A 1,594-nucleotide genomic window follows, 5' to 3' on the forward strand; every position below is an offset into this window, starting at 1 on the left:
ATCACCGCCAATGCCTGCTCAGTCGCCGTCTGTGGAGCCTCATACGCCGCCTGCATCGTTGCAACATCCGGTAACGGCAACGCTTTACGATCAACTTTACCATTGGAGGTCAGGGGCAACTCCGCTAACACCATCAATCGCTCTGGCTGCATATAAGCCGGCAACTTGCTACGTAATTCCGTCAATAGCTGCTCATGCAACTCGATGACCGATAGACTCTCCAGCTCAGGCTGCAATACAACGTAACCGAACAGATGATTTTCATCGTCGTCCCCCCGCACCACTTTCACCGCGGCGTCCCGTACCAACGTGGATTGCAGCAAGTGATGCTCAATCTCCCCCAACTCAATCCGGAAACCATGCACTTTGACCTGCTCATCCAGCCGACCCAGAATTTCCAACTGTCCATCAGGCTGCCAACGCGCCAAATCGCCGGTCCGGTACCAGAACTGGCCATCGGATAACCGCTTGAATCGCTCTGCCGTTAAGTCCTCTTTATGAAGGTAACCCTGGCTGACACCCCGACCACCAATCCACAATTCACCAGCCACCCCAATAGGGAGCAACTGTCCCATCGCAGATAACACCTGAACACGCGTATGCGCTATCGGGCGACCGACACTAATCCCATCCGCAGGCTGTGATATCCGACCACAGCACGACCAGACGGTGGTTTCCGTCGGGCCATACATGTTCCATAACTCAACCCCAGGCTGGGACAGCAGACGTGTCGCCAGCTGCGCAGACATCGGCTCTCCTCCGCACAACACACGCAAGGGGCTCTGCTGCTGCCAGCCTGCCTCCAGCAACATTTTCCAGGTGGCTGGCGTCGCCTGCATCACCCGGATGTCCTGCTGCAACAACGTCATAAGCATCAGCGGATCACGACTCGCAGCCAAGCCAGCCAGCACAACAGTGCCTCCAACCGACCACGGCAGGAATAGCTCAAGCAGGTGGATATCAAACGATAAGGACGTCACCGCCAACAGCCGCTCGCCACGGCTCATCCCCGGTTGCTGACTCATCGCCGCCAGAAAATGGCAGATCTGTTGATGCGCCACCATCACCCCTTTGGGCTGCCCCGTTGAGCCTGAGGTATAAATCACATACGCCAGCGCTTCGGCTGTGAGCCGCTCATGAAGTAAGTCATCGACTGGCTGAAGCGCCAATTCCTGGCGCAGCGATACCTCATCCACGCACACCACTGCACGACATGGTAAGTGCCCCTGCAAACGCTGCTCCGTTAACAGTAAGCCCGCTTGCGAGTCGTCCAGAATATAATGCAAGCGTTGCGTTGGATAATCCGGATCTAAAGGCAGGTACGCAGCCCCCGCTTTTAATACGGCTAATAATGCCACCAGCAGCTCCGGCCCTCGCTCTAAGCACACGGCCACGATGTGATTGGCACCAATACCTTCTTGCTGCACCAGATAATGCGCTAGCTGATTGGCTCGTTGATTCACATCGCTGTAGCTGTATTGTTGCCCGTCATACTCCAGTGCAATCGCTGCAGGATACTGCCGGGCCATGGCTTCAAACGGCTCATGCAGCAACGAAGCTACCGGGTGCTCTGTTGCTGTGTTGTTCCAGTGGT

Annotated in this window: 1 protein-coding gene; it reads right to left on the minus strand. The window is 56.1% G+C overall.

Going from position 1 to position 1,594, the window contains the following annotated elements; genetic code table 11:
• On the minus strand, positions 1-1,594 hold a 1,594-nt coding region (locus BLW37_RS18545; protein WP_139243764.1), incomplete at both ends, for an amino acid adenylation domain-containing protein.

The organism is Alkalimonas amylolytica, from assembly GCF_900107845.1.
Lineage (GTDB): Bacteria > Pseudomonadota > Gammaproteobacteria > Enterobacterales > Alteromonadaceae > Alkalimonas > Alkalimonas amylolytica.